We start from the raw sequence: 16,398 nt of genomic DNA on the forward strand, positions 1-16,398 counted from the left end.
ACAATCTGGTGAGATATCAGATGATAAGAATGGCCTCAACGCTGAAGGGATACTGGCCTAACCAGCTCAGCTTCAGGGAATCGACAGCGTGGGTGATGAAACTGCTCTGGACACTTGAAGGCGCTTCACCTGGGCGTATCCCGGAACTGGTAAAGGACGTAAGTTCGATAGCAGAGATGGTCAGACTACCGGGACGACGGGAGCGTTCGTTCCCAAGGGTGGTGAAAGAGAGGCCCTATAAATATCCGACAGCCAGAAGAAAAAATGCCAGTCAGGCTTAACTGACTGGCATTACCCCTTAACGGGGCGTTGTTGTCTTAAGTGAAGTCTTCCGCATCCACATCGTAGCCTGAGGGCTCCCAGCGGATCGCCAGCAGCGCCAGCAAGCCAATCAGCGGCGCGAGGAAAATCACCCAGAACACGCCGGTGCCGAATGCCGCCACCAGCAGTGGGAACAGGAACAGCGACACGGTTGAACTGCCGCGCATCAGCGTCTGGTTAAAACCAACCCCCACGCCGCGCAGTGAAGCAGGGTAGCTCAGCGAGGCAAAGGTCATGGTGTGTGAGCCCGGACCGAACCCCTGACCAAACAGGAACAGCGCCAGCATCGCAATCGCCAGTGCCGCTTGTTCACCGCCTTCCGGGCGACCAATCAGCGCTAACCCCAGAAGGGCAATGCACTGACAGCTGTAACCCGCCACCGACATTTTCCACGCGCCGAGGCGTGGCACCAGACGCACCGCCAGCAAACCTCCGACAAAGGCAAACAGCAGGTTCAATGCCAGCGACACCAGAATGGTCGTCAGCATCGATTGCGCAAAGAAGCTGGAGATGATCACCGGCAGGCCAAAGGCCACCGCGTTGTAGGCGAACGAAGAGGCGATGGAGGTGACGGTCGCCAGAATAGTACGACGACGATAAACCCCCTGTAGCAGCGCGCCATAGTTACGCCAGCTGGCTTTGCGCACCGGCTTGGCCTGCGTCAGTTCGGCATCTTCCGCGACATGGGCATTAATGTTGTAGGAGCGCTGCAGGATCTGCGCGGCGCCGTGCAGGTTGCCCTGATTGGCCGCCCACACTGGAGACTCACTCATATAACGGCTGCGAATGGCAATAATCAGCAGCGCAGGTACCGCGCCGAAGCCGAGGATCAGTCGCCACAACCAGTCGGTGTGACTTTCCGGCAGCACCGCATACAGCAGCAGCACCAGCAGATAGGAAATACTGATTGCCGCATACCAGGTGGGACACCACATTGCCACGCTGGCGGCCTTATTCCCTTGCCCGCGCAGTTTAGAAAACTCGGCAAGAAACGCCATGGCGACTGGCAAATCGATGCCAACACCAAGCCCCATCACAAAGCGCGCACCGCCCAACACATATTCGTTAGGGGCAAAGGCGCAGGCGAGGGCGGCAATCACAAAAAAGAACATATCCGCCATAAACACGCGGTAGCGGCCAATTTTATCGGTGAGATAACCGCCAATCAGCGCACCCACAATCGCGCCGAAGGTAATCGCGGAGGCCACCATCCCGGTGCCGGTCGGCGTCAGGTTAAATTCGCGCGTGACATCTTTGATACCAAAGGCCAGTGCGCCGAGGTCGTAGGCATCGAGGAACACACCGCCGAGGGCGATGGCCACCACGATGCGCGCATTGCTGCGAGACTCGTTGCTGTTGTTCACGAGATTCGATACGTCAGCCGCGCTGCGAATCCATTTGGTTTCGCCAGTCGGCGTATTCCCTGCCAGCGCGACGTGCGCCGGAGAAGCTAAATCGGACATGATGTTATGTATTTTATTGTAAAGAGTGGGCCTATGAGAATAAGCCTACTGATACCCAATAAAAATTCCATTTGGTTATATGTCCTGCGAATGGGTTATAAGCAATGTGCGTTAAATAGCAGAAAAAGCTCGAACTGAGGCGCTTGACCGCCCCCATCCTGTTTCGCCAGGCTACGCTTGATAGTCACAGACTGAAATATAAGCAGAGGACAGCGGCATGATTAAGCAGGGTTTATGGGGGATGATCGCATTAGCGATGAGTGTGGGCGCTGCAAATGCGGCCGATCCGGTTAAGGTCGGTTCAAAGATTGATACCGAAGGTTCGCTGCTGGGCAATATCATCCTGCAGGTGCTGGACAAACACGGGGTAAAAACTGTCAACAAAGTCCAGCTCGGCACCACCCAGGTGGTACGCGGGGCCATCACTGCGGGCGAGTTGGATATTTATCCGGAATACACCGGTAATGGCGCGTTCTTCTTTAACGATGAGAAAGACACGGCCTGGAAAAATGCGCAGCAGGGCTATGAGAAGGTGAAAAAGCTCGATGCGGATAAAAATCATCTGGTGTGGTTAACCCCTGCGCCCGCCAACAATACCTGGACCATCGCGGTGCGCGGCGATGTGGCAAAGAAAAATAACCTTAACTCCCTCGACGATCTCAGCGCCTACCTGAAAAAGGGCGGCACCTTCAAACTGGCGGCGTCGGCGGAATTTATCGAACGCAGCGATGCGCTACCGGCATTTGAAAAAGCCTACAACTTCAAGCTGGATCAGTCACAGCTACTGTCGCTGGCGGGCGGTGATACGGCGGTAACCATCAAAGCGGCGGCACAGCAAACCTCTGGCGTCAACGCAGCCATGGCCTATGGCACCGATGGCCCGGTGGCGGCGCTCGGTTTGCAAACGCTGACCGATCCCAAAGGCGTGCAGCCAATTTATGCCCCTGCGCCAGTGATTCGGGAAAGCGTGCTGAAACAGTATCCGGAGATCGGCAACTGGTTGCAGCCGGTGTTCAGTAAGCTGGATGAGAAAACCCTGCAACAGCTCAATGCGCAGATTGCGGTTGACGGTCAGGATGCCAGCCAGGTGGCGAAGCAGTGGCTACAGCAGAATAAGTTGCTGTAAGCGGTGTCGTTGTTACTCAGACCGCGCCAGCAGCCGGTGCTGCTGGTGTTAACGCTGCTGATCACGCTGGCTCTGGCTACCTTGCCGTTACTCAGTTTCGCCGCCAACCGTCTGGTGTCCGGCCAGCCGCTGATGTTATGGCAAGTGGCGCAATCCTGGCTCTTGCTGCTGCCATTACTCTGGTTATGGCAAGGGTTATGGTGGAAGCCACGGCGTCGCAATCTGGTGATGGCATTGCTGGACGCTGAGATTCTGTTTGCGCTGCTGATCTTTATTGGCGGGCACACGGCGGCACAGCTGGCCACTGACGGTAGCCCGCTGGCACGAACGGCCTTTGGCAGTGGTTTATGGTGTGCGGCGGCGCTGGCGTTATTGCTGGCCGCTGAGGCTATCCGCCAGCTCACAACCAGTACCCCGTGGCGTATCCTGCTGAATCTGCAAATCTGGATTGTTCCGCTGCTGTTATTGCTCAGCGGTCACCTCGACCACCTCTCCCTGATGAAAGAGTATGCCAACCGCACGGCGGTGTTTGATGCGGCCTTTAGCCAGCATCTGCTGTTGCTGGGCGGCACATTACTCCCCACGTTGTTGATAGGCTTACCGCTGGGATTAGCGATTGCCCGGCGATCGCGCTGGCAAAGTGCCGCCTTCAGCGTACTCAACCTGATTCAGACGGTGCCTTCTGTGGCGTTGTTTGGTTTGCTGATTGCGCCGCTGGCGGGGCTGGTGGCTCACTTCCCGGTGCTGGCAAGTTGGGGCATCAGCGGTATTGGTCTGGCTCCGGCGCTGATTGCGCTGGTGCTGTATGCGCTGCTGCCACTGGTGCGCAGCGTGGTGGCGGGGTTGCAGCAGGTGCCGCAGGAGGTGCGCGAAACCGCACGCGGTATGGGCATGAGTGCACTGCAACAGTTCTGGCACGCCGAACTCCCGCTGGCGCTGCCGGTGTGGCTTTCGGGCTTGCGTGTGGTGGTGGTGCAAACCATTGGACTGGCGGTGGTGGCGGCGCTGATTGGTGCCGGTGGCTTTGGCGCCATTGTATTTCAGGGATTACTCAGTAGCGCACTGGATTTGGTGTTGCTGGGCGTGATTCCGGTGGTGGCGCTGGCGGTGGTGTTTGATGCCGCATTGCGTTTACTGTCGGCACTGCTGGAGAGAACCGATGATTGAGTTTCACCAGGTAAGCAAAATGTTTGCGGGCAAAGCAGCGGTGCGCGATCTCACTTTGCATATTGAGAAGGGCAGTTTCACCGTGCTGATCGGCACCTCCGGCTCGGGCAAATCCACCACGCTGAAAATGATCAACCGGCTGGTGGAGCATGACAGCGGCGAAATCCGCTTTGCCGGTGAACCGATTGAACGCATGGATGCACGTGCGCTGCGGCGGCGTATTGGCTATGCCATCCAGTCGATTGGCCTGTTCCCGCACTGGAACGTGGCAAAGAATATCGCTACCGTGCCGTCACTGCTCGGCTGGCCGCAGGCAAAAATTCAACAGCGCGTAGAGGAGCTGCTGGCGCTGCTCAATCTGGATACGCATCTGGCGACGCGTTTTCCCCATCAACTTTCCGGCGGACAACAGCAGCGGGTTGGCGTGGCGCGCGCGCTGGCTGCCGATCCCGAATTGTTGCTGATGGATGAGCCCTTCGGTGCGCTCGATCCGGTGAACCGTCAGGCGCTGCAACAAGAGATGCTGCGTATTCAGAAGCTGTCAGGACGCACGGTGGTGCTGGTGACGCACGACATCGACGAAGCGCTGACGCTGGCGGATCAACTGGTGCTGATGGACGGTGGTGAAATCGTGCAGCAGGGCAAGCCGATTGAGTTGCTGACGCAGCCTGCCACGGATTTCGCCCGCGAATTCTTTGGCCGCAGCGAGCTTGGCGTGCGACTGCTGGCATTGGGGCGTGCTGGCAGCGCCGCGCGGCGCGGCGAGTGGCTGGACGGTGAGCCAATAGCCGCGCACCTGACGCTGCGCGAGGCGCTGTCACAGTTTATCGCTCGGCGCACCGACAAACTGCCGGTGATCGATCAACATCAACAGCCGTTGGGTGTCCTGCACTTCAGCGATCTGCTGCGCCAGCGGGAGGCGATCTGATGCGTGTCTGGCGCGATCCACTGTACTGGCTGCTGGCGGTGTTTCTGCTGCTGCTGTGGGGGTTGCCGCACAGCGGACCGCTGTTTGCCCACTGGTTCCCGCAGCTGGAACGTCCGTTGTATCAGCAAGAGAGCTTCTGGCGGCTGGCCCTCGCACATCTGTCATTGGTGATCAGCGGCAGCGCACTGGCGATTATTTTTGGCGTAGGCAGTGGTGTTTTTACGACGCGACGCGCCGGGCGGGCATTCAGGCCGTTACTGGAGACGCTGGCGGCAGCGGGGCAGACCTTTCCGCCGGTAGCGGTGCTGGCGATAGCCGTGCCGGTGATGGGCTTTGGCGCGACACCGGCCATCATAGCGCTGTTTCTTTACGGGCTGTTGCCGATTTTACAGGGAACGCTGGCAGGTTTAGACAGCGTGCCGGACAGCAACCGGGAAATTGCCGTAGGGCTGGGCATGGGGCCATGGCGGCGCTTATGGCAGATTGAGCTGGCGCTGGCCGCACCGGTGATCATGGCAGGCGTGCGTACCTCGGTGATGATCAGCATCGGCACCGCGACCATCGCGTCGACAGTGGGCGCAGAAAGCCTGGGATCGCCGGTGATTATCGGACTGAGCGGCTTTAACACCGCCTATGTGATTCAGGGGGCGCTGCTGGTCGCCCTGTTGGCACTGATTTGCGACCGCGTGTTAGAACGCGTGCAACGTCAACTCAGTGGCTGGGAAGGATAAGGCTGTAGCCCACCAGCATCATGCCACCCATGCCACCAATGGCCATCACGGCAAACAGGGAGCCAATGAGAATTTTATTCCAGTTCATAAGAGAAACCTGAGAAGAGTCATGGAGTGCGGCATGATAACGCGCACACCCGGCGAGGCAAAGGCCGTGTGTGCGATTTTTTGTCAGGCGGGATCGTGAATATGAGTGGCAAACCCTTGTGCCTGCCAGTGTTCAAACTGCTCCAGTTGCCGACGCGTCGGTTTTTTACCGGTCCAGATAAACAGATTCTGACCAGGGAACAGCTCAGGACGCGGCATATCCAGCGGCTCGGCTAAGACATCCATACGCCAGCCCTGCTGCGACAAGCGCCAGGCTTCCAGCCACAGGCGAGTGCGATCTTCCACGCCCCAGCCAATCATCAATGCATCTTTGCCGGCTTTTTTACGGCCGCCCGCCAGGCAAAACGCCACGTAATCAATCAGCGCGCCATCCAGCAGGCTGCACATGGTACGGGCGGTGTGCTGATCCAGTCCCAGGCGCTGGCGCACGGGAACAAACACGTGATCGATCAGCGCATCCACCGGATGTTCGCGACCAATGGTGGCAATTTTGGTGCGCAATTTAGCCGGACGAACGTGACGCAGCACGCTCATCAGCTCTTCCTGCAGCGCGGTCCAGCCATCGTGCACATTAACGGTTTGGCCTTCCAGCAGGGCTTTCACCTTGCCAACAGGCACACCGCTTTCTATCCAACGCTTGATCTCCTCAATGCGCTGAACATCTTCATCATCAAACTGGCGATGACCGCCTTCTGTACGCTGGGGTTTTAATAAACCGTAACGGCGCTGCCAGGCGCGTAGTGTTACCGGGTTGATTCCACAGCGTTCGGCAACATCGCCGATACTGTATAAGGCCATGGCGTCCTCGAAAATTCTGACCTGCATTACAACACCTTAACCGCCGCGCTTATGTTGTACAACTCTTTTGTTTCTGTACAACTTGACGTTTTGCGCAATATCAGGTGATATCTCATTTGTGAGATTTATTTCCCATAAATGAGAGGTGAACATGTCTGTACCGGATACCGAAGATCGACTGGCCGCACGATTAGCCGAATTGCGGGTGCAACGTGGCTGGTCACTGGACGAACTGGCGATGGCTACCGGCATCAGCCGGGCTTCATTGTCGCGCATTGAACGGGCGGAGACCAGCCCCACTGCCGCTTTGCTTAACCGGCTGTGTGTGGCCTATGGCTTAACCATGTCACGGTTGCTCAGTGAAGTGGAAGAGGAGGCGGCGCTGCTGCTGAAAGCGAGTGATCAGAGTGTTTGGCGCGACGATGCCAGCGGTTATCTGCGTCGCAGTGTCTCGCCGCCCGCCAGCCATTTCAAGGCCGAGCTGGTTGAGAGCGTGTTGCAACCCGGTGCGCGTATCGATTATGACGCACCGCCAGTACAGGGGCTGGAACAGCATATCTGGCTGCAATCCGGCGAGCTGACGTTCACCATGGACGATCAGCGCTGGACGCTGCAGGCGGGGGATTGCCTGCGTTTTCATCTGACCGGCAAATCATCATTCCAGGCGCATCCTGAAGGCGGCGCACGTTACATTCTGGTGGTGTGCAAACCATGATTGAAATTGAACAGTTAAGTGCCACTCAGGCACAGCCCCTGCTAGCCGCGTTGACCGAGGTGCTGCAGGGTTGCGTGGCGGACGGGGCCAGCGTCGGTTTTATTGATGCCGACGATCGCGCAGCGATGGAACGCTTCTGGCAGGATAAAATCTACAGCCTGGCAAGCGGCGATAATCAGCTGCTGGTGGCGCGGCAGCAGGGTGTGATTGTTGCGACGGTAATGGTCGGGTTTAGCGCCATGCCGAATGGGCGTCATCGCGCGGAGATCAGTAAATTGCTGGTGCATCCTTCTGCTCGTCGCCAGGGAATCGCGCGTCGACTGATGCAGCAGGCTGAGCAACTCGCGGTTGAACAGGGCAAAACGCTGCTGGTGCTGGATACGCGCAGCGGCGATGTGGCCACGGATCTCTATCTATCGCTGGACTGGCAAATCGCGGGCTCCATTCCGTTGTACGCTGAATCGACGGAAGGGGCGTTAGATGCCACCACGGTGATGTATAAAGTGGTGGGGTGATTGCACCAACTTAGTGCGCCTCTTCGGCCTCGGCCAGGCCCAGTGATTGCATGAACAGCCGGATAATCGGATTAATTTTTCGGCCTTTTTTCATCATCAGGCAGAACGGATTTTCCCGACGTACCGATTCATCACCTAACTCACAAAGCTGCCCCCGTGCAATAAAGGGCGCGGCATAGTGCTCGGGTAAATAACCAATAAAGTGCCCGGTTAAAATCAGCATGGCGACGGATTCCACTTGCACCGCCTGCGCACCGCTGTCCTGTAATGGAATGAGGCGGCGGTCATCGCGCGGCGTCACATATAAATGATTAATGATTTTCTGCTCACGTAATATTTCCACCGATATATTCTTATCACAAGATCCAGAATATAAAGGATGTGACATGGAGCAATATAATTTCGAATATTCTTTATAAAGCGGGAAGTAATCAAACTCACTTTTCATTTCATAAACCGGCGCAATGCCACAATGAAAACGGCCTTCACTCATCCCGCGTTCAATATCATCTAATTGCGCAGTCTGTAAGCGAATCTGCACCTTTGGTGCTTTCTGGTGCAACTGTTGCACCGCCGCGGTGACCGGGGAGTGCGGATCAGAAATGGTGTTATCCACCACGCAAATCGCGATGTCACCCAGCAACTCATTGCGGCTGTTATGCAGACGTTCGCGGAACAGATTCAGGGAGACGAACAGCTCCAGTGTGGCCTGATAGACATTAATGCCGTACTGCGTCAGTTCAAAGCCTTCGCGCCCACGGCTGCATAACGTCATGCCGAGACGAATCTCCAGATCGGAAACCTGCTTACTGATGGCGGCTAAACCAATATTCAGTTCATTGCTGGCAGCGGTTAATCCCCCGGCTTCCACCACGCATTTAAATACGCGAAGCAATTTTAAGTCGATATTACTCAGTGCCAGAACCGCATTGTCGCCGCGATTATTTGCATTGTTTCCAGACTGGGAAACTTTACTTTCCATCTTTGCTATTCAACTCCGGAATAATTGCGGTGAAAGTATAGTGAACCTGAAATATGACGTATTTACCAGTGTGAGTGTGAAATAAGTTTTTATTATCACCTCTGGTTTATTCATATCTTTTCCATATCGCTGACGAGTATCTGTAAGGGGAAATAGCATGTCTGATAATGCCGAACTGTTATGGGGCGCGCGTTTTAAAGCGGCACCGGCGGCCAGTTTAACCGCGCTGTCGCGCAGCCCGGATTATTACTTTGCCCTGGCACCTTACGATTTAGCAGGCTGCCGGGCACATGCCCGTGAGCTGGCACGCGGCGATCTGCTAAGCAGTGAAGAACTCCATACCATGCTGGCGGCGATTGATGCGCTGGATGCCGATTATCGTGCGGGTAATCTGCATCCGATTGCGGCTGACGAAGATGTGCACACTTTCATTGAACGCGCACTGACCGAGCGCTTAGGACCATTGGGCGGCAAACTGCGCGCCGGCCGTTCGCGTAACGATCAGACCGTCAACGATTTGCGCCTCTACCTGCGAGACAACGGCCGCAAAGTCGTGAGTGCTTTACTGGCTCTGCAGCAATCTCTGGTCGAGCAAGCCGCACAGCACACCGAAAGCGTGGCGCCAGGCTTTACCCATTTACAGCAGGCACAGCCGATTGTGTTCGGTCATCAACTGCTGGCTCATGCACAATCTTTTGCCCGCGACATTGAGCGCATGCAGGACTGGGATCGCCGCAGCGCGCGCTGCCCACTCGGTGCCGCAGCGATGGCCGGATCGGCGATTGCGCGCCAGCCGGAAAAAGCCGCTGAAGACCTGGCTTACCTCGCACCGTGCGAAAACTCGATTGATGCGGTGGCCAGCCGCGATTACGCCGCAGAATTCCTGTTCGTCACCAGCATGATCGGTATCAACCTGTCGCGCCTGTGCGAAGAAGTGTGCATGTGGGCTTCGCGCCAGTTCCGCTGGGTGGAGTTGCATGACAGCTATGCTACCGGCAGCTCAATCATGCCGCAGAAGAAAAACCCGGACATTGCCGAACTGACACGTGGTCGTTCTGGTCGTCTGGTCGGCAACCTGATGGCACTGCTCACCACCATGAAAGCCATGCCGCTCTCCTACAACCGCGACCTGAGCGATGACAAACGCAACGTGATTGATGCCGTGGATACCCTGCTGCTGGTGCTGCCTGCTATGGCTGGCATGATGTCGACGCTGAAATTCAACACCGACGTCATGCGCGAACAGGCACCGGACGGTTTCACTCTGGCCACCGAAGTGGCCGACTGGCTGGCGATGCGCGGCGTGCCGTTCCGTGAAGCCCATGAAATCACCGGTCAGCTGGTGCAACTGTGTGAACGCGAAAATTGCGGCCTGTCCGACCTGAGCGATGCGCAGTTGCAAGCTGTCGATGCACGCTTAACGCCAGAAGTGCGCAGTGCCCTGACGCTGGAAGCGGCACTGGCTGCCCGCAGTGGCTATGGCGGCACTGCACCGGCACGCGTGCGCGAACAGCTCGCGCGTTTGCAAATCCTGATGCAGGACCAGCAGCGCTGGACTGAAGATTACGCTGGCCCGCGCGCCTGAGGAGACGTCTATGTCCCAATCCACTCCGGTTGAACCCAGCTTGAAAAATAGCCGCGAGCAGATGCATTACGATCTGGATCGCTATCAGGTGGTGCCACGTCGCTATTACGGCCGCATCACGGCTTCAGCGGTGATCCTGGTACTGCTGGCATTGCTGGTCAACGCCTTCGCCCACGGCAACATTGAATGGTCGTTTGTCGGCCAGTTCTTTACTGCCCAGGCAATCCTTAACGGCGTGGTGAACACGCTGATTATGTCGGTGCTGGCGATGGGACTCGGCATCCTGTTCGGCGTGATCACCGCGATCATGTACATGTCGCCCAATCCGGTGCTGCACTACATCGCCGTGGGTTACGCCTGGATCTTCCGTGGCACGCCGCTGATTCTGCAACTGCTGCTGTGGTTCAACCTCGCGCTGGTGTTTCCCACCATCAGTATTCCCGGCGTGTTCAGCGTGCAAACCGTCACCATCATGACGCCGTTCCTCGCGGCACTGCTGGGTCTGAGCATCAACCAGGGGGCTTACACCTCCGAAGTGGTGCGCGCCGGTTTGCTGTCCGTGGATACTGGCCAATATGAAGCGGCGAAAGCGATTGGCATGCCGCGTCTGCAAGCGCTGCAGCGCATCATTTTGCCGCAGGCGATGCGCGTGATTTTGCCGCCGGTAGGTAACGAATTCATCAGCATGATCAAAACCACCAGTCTGGCCAGCATGATCCAGTACTCCGAACTGCTCTACAACACGCAGACCATCTACTTCGCCAATGCGCGCGTGATGGAGCTGCTGTTCGTAGCGGGCATCTGGTACCTGATCATCGTCACTGTGCTGTCGTTTGGTCAGAGTCGCCTTGAGCGCTTCTTCTCACGCGGCCACCGCCAGCGTCAGTAATTGGGAGAGAGAGATGAGAAACATCGTGCGCGCCGTCAAGGTGAACAAATATTTCGACCAGTTCCATGCGCTGAAGGATGTCAGCCTCGAAGTGAATTACGGCGAGGTGATGTGCATTCTCGGGCCATCCGGCTCCGGTAAAAGTACCTTCCTGCGCTGCATTAACCAGCTGGAGAAGGTCGATCAGGGTGGCATTTGGGTTGACAACGAATTAGCGGGCTATCGCATTGCGGGCAACAAACTGCATGCACTGAGCGATAAGCAAATTGCTCGCCAGCGTCTGCAAACCGGCATGGTGTTCCAGCGCTTTAACCTGTTCCCGCACAAAACCGCGCTGGAGAACATTATCGAAGGGCCGTGCCGCGTCCTGCTGCGTCCAAAACGCGAAGCCAGTGAAGAGGCGATGGCGCTGCTGGATCGCGTCGGTCTGGCGCACAAAGCGCACGACTATCCGCAGTCACTGTCTGGCGGGCAGCAGCAGCGTGTGGCGATTGCCCGTGCGCTGGCGATGAAACCGAAACTGATGCTGTTTGACGAACCCACTTCGGCGCTGGATCCGGAGATGGTTGGCGAAGTGCTGGCGGTGATGCGCCAGTTAGCAAAAGAGGGCACCACCATGCTGGTGGTCACTCACGAGATGGGCTTTGCCCGTGAAGTGGCCAATCAGGTGGTGTTTATGGACGAGGGACGCATTATCGAGCAGGGCGCACCAGAAGACATTCTGCTGAACCCGCAAAACCCACGGATGAAAAACTTTATTAACGCGATTCTTCTTTAACGTGACCGGGGTGAAAAACATGAAAAAACTGTTATTGAGTGCCATCAGTGCCGCGCTGTTACTGCAATCTTCTGCCTGGGCGGATATCGCCGTACCAGCGGCTATTAAAGAGAAAGGCCTGACTGTGGCGATCATGCCGAACTATCCGCCAATGGATTTTAAAGATCCGGCCACCAACCAACTCACCGGCGTGGATTACGATCTCGGTCAGGCGATCGGTGCGAAGCTGGGTGTGAAGATCAACTGGCAGGAGATCGCCTTTGAGCAGATGGTGAACGCGGTGGTGACCAAGCGTGTTGATTTGGTGATGTCCGGCATGACCGACACCAAAGAGCGCCAGAAGGTGGTGAACTTTATCGACTACTTCAAAACCGGTCCGCAGTTCTACACCCAGGCCGCTCGCAGCGACATCAACAGCGCGATGGATCTGTGCGGTAAGAAGGTTGGCACCAGCCGTCGTACTACTTTCCCGGTAGAGATTGCCAACTGGTCTAAAGCGCACTGTGAAGCCGCCGGTAAGCCAGCCATCATCGTCGTTGGCGCTGAAGGGACGGCGGATGCGCGTACCCAGCTGCGTCAGAACCGTCTGGATGGTGTAGTGCAGGGGAGCGAAACGCTGCCGTACATCATGGATCTTGAGAAAGGAAAGTATAAGCCGCTCGATAAAGCCTTCTCCTTCCAGTACACCGGCATGGCAATTGGTAAAGATGCAGGTGAATTGACCACAGCTATTCAGGCAGCGATTGACGCGATGATTGCCGATGGCAGCTACCAGAAGATCCTCGCGAAATGGGGTCTGGCTGACAATGGCGTGACTCAGGCGACCGTGAACCAGGGCTAAAGGAGCGTAGCGATGCAACAACCGGGCGCAGTGCGCTGGCCGCAGGGGAAACGCGGCTGTATGGCGCTGGCGTTTGACCTTGATGGTCCCACCGGCGATGCCATGTTGAATGGCAGCCTGTGGTCAACGCCAGAATATTTCACCTTTGGTGCGTATGGGCCGTACCGTGCGCTCGGGCGATTGCTCGACCTGCTGCGCGCTTTCCAGATTCCCGCCACATTTTTTGTGCCGGCGTGGGTGGTGGAACAGTGGCCGCAGCAGTGTCAGGCGATTATCGAACAGGGCCACGAAGTGGCCTATCACGGCTATCGTCACGAATCTTTCTGGGCGATTTCGCCGGATGAACAGCGTGCCGTGATGGCGAAATCCGCTGAAATCTTTAAACAGCATTTGGGCATCACCGCCTGCGGTTTCCGCACGCCGTCAGGTGACTGGCATGCCGAAACGCCACAAATTCTGCGTGATGCTGGGGTGATTTATTCCAGCAGCATGCGCGGCGACGATCGTCCTTACAGCATCCCGGTGGCGGGTCACACGCCGCTGGTCGAGATCCCCGGTAAGTGGGAGATGGATGATTACGCCTCGCTGGCCTATACGCGCCAGCCTGACTTCCCGAAAGGCGGCGATCGTATTGCCAGCTATGCGCATACCCGTGATAACTGGCAGCGCGAATTCGACGGCGCAATGGATGAAGGCCTGTGCCTGACCACCTTGTTCCACCCGAAAATTTCCGGCCAGCCGGGACGTATCCTGCTGCTGGAGCAGTTGTTTGAACATATGACGGCGCGTGACGATGTGTGGTTTGCGCGCTGTGATGCGGTGGCGCAGTGGTATCTGCAGGAGCAACAGCATGACTGAATCTTCCCGCTGGCCGCTGGGCTTCCAGTCCGCCGCCGTTTTGACTATCGATTTCAATGATATCCACGGTATTTTGACCCAGGCACCTGCCGTCGCCGGACGCGATAAAACCCTGTCGGTATGGCGCTATGGCACCCTGCGTGGCGTGGATCGCTTGCTGGCACTGCTGGCAGAAAAACAGCTGCAAGCCAGCTGGTGTTTACCGGCAATTGTGGCGACAGAGCAACCGGAGCTGATTAAACGCATCGTGGCCGATGGGCATGAAATTGCCTGTAGCGGCGAGCGCCATGAAGACTTCTCGGCGTTGTCGCTGGAGCAGCAGATCGCCAGCGTGACGCGCGGCTGCGACCAGCTGGCACAGTTTACCGGCAAACCGATTCAGGGTTTCCGCACCCCAGCAGGACAGTGGAAACCGGGCCTGACGGAAGCGCTGGTGGAGCAGGGTATTCGCTGGTCATCAAGCTGGCGCGGCGACGATCAGCCCTACTTCCATCCCGGCACGCGGCTGGTGGAATTGCCAATGCACTACACGCTGGAAGATGAACCCTATTTTGCCTTTAACCTGAGCCCGGCCATCCCACCGGGGCAGTCGCGGATTGCACCTTATGCCGAAACGCTGGCGAACATGACACAAGACTTCCACGGCTTCCACCGCTTTGGCCTGTGTTATCTGCTGCGCCTGCATCCGGAAATTATCGGCACTGCCGGGCGCATCGGCTTGCTGCGTGAACTGATCGAGACGCTGCAACAGCACAATGTGTGGATCGCCACGGCGGAGCAGGTGGCGGCGCATTGGCAAACGCAGCCGGACAATGATTTTTCCCATCCGGCAGAAGTGTTTACCCGCATCACGGGAGGTGCGCATGACCTCGACGCTTGAACAACTGGCGGCATTTATCGCCGACACCCGTTTTGAACAGTTGCCTGACGCGCTGGTAGAGCAGGCGAAGCGCCATCTGCTGGATACGCTCGGGGCGTCACTGGCGGGCAGCGACAGTCCTATCTGGCGCGAGTGTTTGTCATTGGCGCTCGCAGAAGGTGGGCATCAGCAGGCACAAGTATGGGGAAGTGCAAAGCAGGTGAGTCCACGCCAGGCGGCATGGCTCAACGGCGTGGCTGCGCATATGTATGAGCTGGATGATACCGGTGGTTGCGATCACTCTGGCGCGGTGGTTATTCCTGCTATTCTGGCGGCACTGCCTTTGGCGACGCAGCCGGTTGACGGCCAGGCGCTGCTGGTGGCGATGGTGATCGGTTATGACGTCGGACGCCGGGTGCTGGAAGCTTGCGGCGGCTACTCTGCGCATAACGGCGCAGGTTGGCACTCCACCGCCAGCTGTGGCGTGTTTGGTGCCGCAGCGGCGGTGTGTTCACTGCTGCTGCTGGATCGCGAGCAGTGCGCGTCGGCCATGGGCATTGCCGCCAGCTTTAGCGGTGGGCTGTGGGGATTTATTCACGACGGCTCGCACACCAAAAAGCTGCATGCCGCACGTGCAGCTGAAGGTGGCGTGCAGGCGGCCTTGTTGGCGCAGCGCGGTATCAACGGACCCTCGGCGGTATTTGAAGCGAAGTGGGGTGGATTCCTGCAAACCCTGGCCGCTGAGACGCAGCAACCTGCAGCTTTGACTGCTGATCTTGGCGTGGTGTGGAAACTGGCGCGCTGTTCGATCAAGCCGTATGCCGCTTGTCGTGGGACGCATTCTGCGGTGGATGCCTTGAACCTGATGCTGACGCAGCATTCGGTACAGCCTGCACAGATTGAACGTATCCTGGTGGGATTAAATCCGTTCCTGCTGGAGATGTGTGGCGGACGTGAGCTTCAGAGCCTGGCAAGTGCACAGATGAGTTTGCCGTATGCACTGGTGGCGCGTGCGCTGTACGGTTCCGCCGAGCTGGCCAGCTACGATGATGCCAAACGTCTGCATCCAAATGTGGAAGCCTTTATGGCGAGGATTGAGCTGGTGATTGATGAGCAGCAGGGGCGTGACGACGAGCCGTGGGTGCGGATTGAAACCCAGCAGAGCGAGCAGTGGCAGCAGCATGTGCCGGTACCGTCTGGTGCGCCGGCTAATCCGCTAAGTCTTGAGGCGCTGCTGGCTAAATACCGTAGCTTAGCGGGGCGCGTGTTGCCGGTTGAGCAGGTTGAACAGCTGGAAGCGATTTGCATGGAGTTGGATGACGTCGCGGATGTGCAGGAAGTGGTGGCGTTGTTGGCTCGTGCATAGGGTGTAGGTGTAAAAATTTGCACCTAAACCTGTCGCAGTGCCTTGGGTATGCAGATTAATTTTTATCTCCGCAATTTAATTTTCAGGCGCTGCTGTTACTAATAGGCGGTGACGCAGGCTGGGGGCGCTTTGGCGCTGGCGTCCTCGCGCCGCTGACGCGGTCCCCTCACTTCGTTCGTCTGCCTGACGGAACGGCGGGGGATGGCACATCCATGTGCCGCCCCGCCTTTCGCCCGCGTCCTTGTATCTTGAATCCTGCAGTAGGTGATGGTTAGCTACCTTCACCTGAAACAGGGTGAATCTGACGCGTCCATTAAGGTAAGACCTTGTCCCGCAGCTTAGCTCCCCTGTTTCACCTTTCACGCCAG

At 57.4% G+C, this 16,398-nt stretch carries 16 protein-coding genes and 1 pseudogene; 14 read left to right on the forward strand and 3 right to left on the reverse strand.

Annotation, left to right across the window (positions count from 1 at the left end; genetic code table 11):
- A pseudogene (locus FD744_RS25740) lies at positions 1-281 on the forward strand (IS4 family transposase); the annotation flags it as partial.
- 36 nt (positions 282-317) lie between these two features.
- Here FD744_RS25740 and FD744_RS24455 read toward each other — a convergent pair.
- Positions 318-1,784, reverse strand: coding sequence for an MFS transporter (locus FD744_RS24455; protein ID WP_160869882.1), 1,467 nt, complete (start codon positions 1,782-1,784; stop codon positions 318-320).
- 217 nt (positions 1,785-2,001) lie between these two features.
- On the opposite strand from FD744_RS24455, the gene FD744_RS24460 reads away from it, so the two are divergent.
- Genes FD744_RS24460 through FD744_RS24475 form a run of 4 tightly spaced genes read left to right on the forward strand, consistent with a single transcriptional unit; the run spans position 2,002 to position 5,736 of the window.
- Complete coding sequence (locus tag FD744_RS24460; RefSeq protein WP_160869884.1) at positions 2,002-2,910, forward strand: ABC transporter substrate-binding protein; 909 nt, start codon at positions 2,002-2,004, stop codon at positions 2,908-2,910.
- 3 nt (positions 2,911-2,913) lie between these two features.
- Positions 2,914-4,077, forward strand: a complete 1,164-nt coding sequence (locus FD744_RS24465; RefSeq protein WP_160869886.1) for an ABC transporter permease — start codon at positions 2,914-2,916, stop codon at positions 4,075-4,077.
- On the forward strand, positions 4,070-5,005 hold the full coding sequence (locus FD744_RS24470) for an ABC transporter ATP-binding protein (protein WP_058961580.1): 936 nt from the start codon (positions 4,070-4,072) through the stop codon (positions 5,003-5,005). The genes FD744_RS24465 and FD744_RS24470 overlap by 8 nt, the downstream gene beginning before the upstream one ends.
- A complete protein-coding gene (locus FD744_RS24475) occupies positions 5,005-5,736 on the forward strand; it encodes an ABC transporter permease (RefSeq protein WP_160869888.1) in 732 nt (243 codons plus the stop codon). The genes FD744_RS24470 and FD744_RS24475 overlap by 1 nt, the downstream gene beginning before the upstream one ends.
- 171 nt (positions 5,737-5,907) lie before the next feature.
- Here the strand turns inward: FD744_RS24475 and FD744_RS24480 are convergent, their stop codons facing one another.
- The gene (locus FD744_RS24480; protein WP_058961622.1) at positions 5,908-6,642 is read right to left on the reverse strand and encodes a MerR family transcriptional regulator; all 735 of its coding nucleotides are present in this window, start codon (positions 6,640-6,642) and stop codon (positions 5,908-5,910) included.
- Between the two features lie 151 nt (positions 6,643-6,793).
- Between FD744_RS24480 and FD744_RS24485 the strand changes: the two genes are divergently transcribed.
- Both FD744_RS24485 and FD744_RS24490 read left to right on the forward strand, forming a co-directional pair.
- On the forward strand, positions 6,794-7,357 hold the full coding sequence (locus tag FD744_RS24485) for a helix-turn-helix domain-containing protein (RefSeq protein ID WP_058961578.1): 564 nt from the start codon (positions 6,794-6,796) through the stop codon (positions 7,355-7,357).
- Entirely contained in the window at positions 7,354-7,872 is a 519-nt protein-coding gene (locus FD744_RS24490; protein ID WP_160869890.1) for a GNAT family N-acetyltransferase, read from the forward strand. The genes FD744_RS24485 and FD744_RS24490 overlap by 4 nt, the downstream gene beginning before the upstream one ends.
- 10 nt (positions 7,873-7,882) lie before the next feature.
- Here the strand turns inward: FD744_RS24490 and FD744_RS24495 are convergent, their stop codons facing one another.
- The gene (locus tag FD744_RS24495) at positions 7,883-8,854 is read right to left on the reverse strand and encodes a LysR family transcriptional regulator (RefSeq protein WP_160869892.1); all 972 of its coding nucleotides are present in this window, start codon (positions 8,852-8,854) and stop codon (positions 7,883-7,885) included.
- A gap of 157 nt (positions 8,855-9,011) precedes the next feature.
- On the opposite strand from FD744_RS24495, the gene argH reads away from it, so the two are divergent.
- Genes argH through FD744_RS24530 form a run of 7 tightly spaced genes read left to right on the forward strand, consistent with a single transcriptional unit; the run spans position 9,012 to position 16,030 of the window.
- Positions 9,012-10,439 carry an argininosuccinate lyase gene (gene argH / locus FD744_RS24500; protein ID WP_160832551.1) on the forward strand — a complete coding sequence of 476 codons (1,428 nt, stop codon included), beginning with the start codon at positions 9,012-9,014 and terminating at the stop codon, positions 10,437-10,439.
- 10 nt (positions 10,440-10,449) lie between these two features.
- Positions 10,450-11,328, forward strand: a complete 879-nt coding sequence (locus FD744_RS24505) for an amino acid ABC transporter permease (protein ID WP_160832550.1) — start codon at positions 10,450-10,452, stop codon at positions 11,326-11,328.
- A 13-nt stretch (positions 11,329-11,341) separates the two neighbouring features.
- Positions 11,342-12,106 carry an amino acid ABC transporter ATP-binding protein gene (locus tag FD744_RS24510; RefSeq protein WP_034820986.1) on the forward strand — a complete coding sequence of 255 codons (765 nt, stop codon included), beginning with the start codon at positions 11,342-11,344 and terminating at the stop codon, positions 12,104-12,106.
- A 19-nt stretch (positions 12,107-12,125) separates the two neighbouring features.
- Complete coding sequence (locus FD744_RS24515) at positions 12,126-12,947, forward strand: ABC transporter substrate-binding protein (RefSeq protein ID WP_160869894.1); 822 nt, start codon at positions 12,126-12,128, stop codon at positions 12,945-12,947.
- A gap of 12 nt (positions 12,948-12,959) precedes the next feature.
- On the forward strand, positions 12,960-13,805 hold the full coding sequence (locus FD744_RS24520; protein WP_034820981.1) for a polysaccharide deacetylase: 846 nt from the start codon (positions 12,960-12,962) through the stop codon (positions 13,803-13,805).
- Entirely contained in the window at positions 13,798-14,685 is an 888-nt protein-coding gene (locus tag FD744_RS24525; protein ID WP_160869896.1) for a polysaccharide deacetylase, read from the forward strand. The genes FD744_RS24520 and FD744_RS24525 overlap by 8 nt, the downstream gene beginning before the upstream one ends.
- Entirely contained in the window at positions 14,669-16,030 is a 1,362-nt protein-coding gene (locus FD744_RS24530) for an MmgE/PrpD family protein (protein ID WP_160869898.1), read from the forward strand. Before FD744_RS24525 ends, FD744_RS24530 begins: the two co-directional genes overlap by 17 nt.
- Positions 16,031-16,398: the final 368 nt, after the last annotated feature.

The organism is Pantoea sp. Taur, assembly GCF_009830025.1.
Lineage (GTDB): Bacteria > Pseudomonadota > Gammaproteobacteria > Enterobacterales > Enterobacteriaceae > Pantoea > Pantoea communis.

Bases quoted from the DNA above. Each gene is read 5' to 3' on its own strand.
- FD744_RS24495 (WP_160869892.1), bottom strand. From the start codon at position 8,854: ATGGAAAGTAAAGTTTCCCAGTCTGGAAACAATGCAAATAATCGCGGC.
- FD744_RS24460 (WP_160869884.1), top strand. From the start codon at position 2,002: ATGATTAAGCAGGGTTTATGGGGGATGATCGCATTAGCGATGAGTGTG.
- FD744_RS24525 (WP_160869896.1), top strand. From the start codon at position 13,798: ATGACTGAATCTTCCCGCTGGCCGCTGGGCTTCCAGTCCGCCGCCGTT.
- FD744_RS24455 (WP_160869882.1), bottom strand. From the start codon at position 1,784: ATGTCCGATTTAGCTTCTCCGGCGCACGTCGCGCTGGCAGGGAATACG.
- FD744_RS24510 (WP_034820986.1), top strand. From the start codon at position 11,342: ATGAGAAACATCGTGCGCGCCGTCAAGGTGAACAAATATTTCGACCAG.
- FD744_RS24515 (WP_160869894.1), top strand. From the start codon at position 12,126: ATGAAAAAACTGTTATTGAGTGCCATCAGTGCCGCGCTGTTACTGCAA.
- FD744_RS24530 (WP_160869898.1), top strand. From the start codon at position 14,669: ATGACCTCGACGCTTGAACAACTGGCGGCATTTATCGCCGACACCCGT.
- FD744_RS24490 (WP_160869890.1), top strand. From the start codon at position 7,354: ATGATTGAAATTGAACAGTTAAGTGCCACTCAGGCACAGCCCCTGCTA.
- FD744_RS24505 (WP_160832550.1), top strand. From the start codon at position 10,450: ATGTCCCAATCCACTCCGGTTGAACCCAGCTTGAAAAATAGCCGCGAG.
- FD744_RS24480 (WP_058961622.1), bottom strand. From the start codon at position 6,642: ATGGCCTTATACAGTATCGGCGATGTTGCCGAACGCTGTGGAATCAAC.
- FD744_RS24470 (WP_058961580.1), top strand. From the start codon at position 4,070: ATGATTGAGTTTCACCAGGTAAGCAAAATGTTTGCGGGCAAAGCAGCG.
- FD744_RS24485 (WP_058961578.1), top strand. From the start codon at position 6,794: ATGTCTGTACCGGATACCGAAGATCGACTGGCCGCACGATTAGCCGAA.
- argH (WP_160832551.1), top strand. From the start codon at position 9,012: ATGTCTGATAATGCCGAACTGTTATGGGGCGCGCGTTTTAAAGCGGCA.
- FD744_RS24520 (WP_034820981.1), top strand. From the start codon at position 12,960: ATGCAACAACCGGGCGCAGTGCGCTGGCCGCAGGGGAAACGCGGCTGT.
- FD744_RS24475 (WP_160869888.1), top strand. From the start codon at position 5,005: ATGCGTGTCTGGCGCGATCCACTGTACTGGCTGCTGGCGGTGTTTCTG.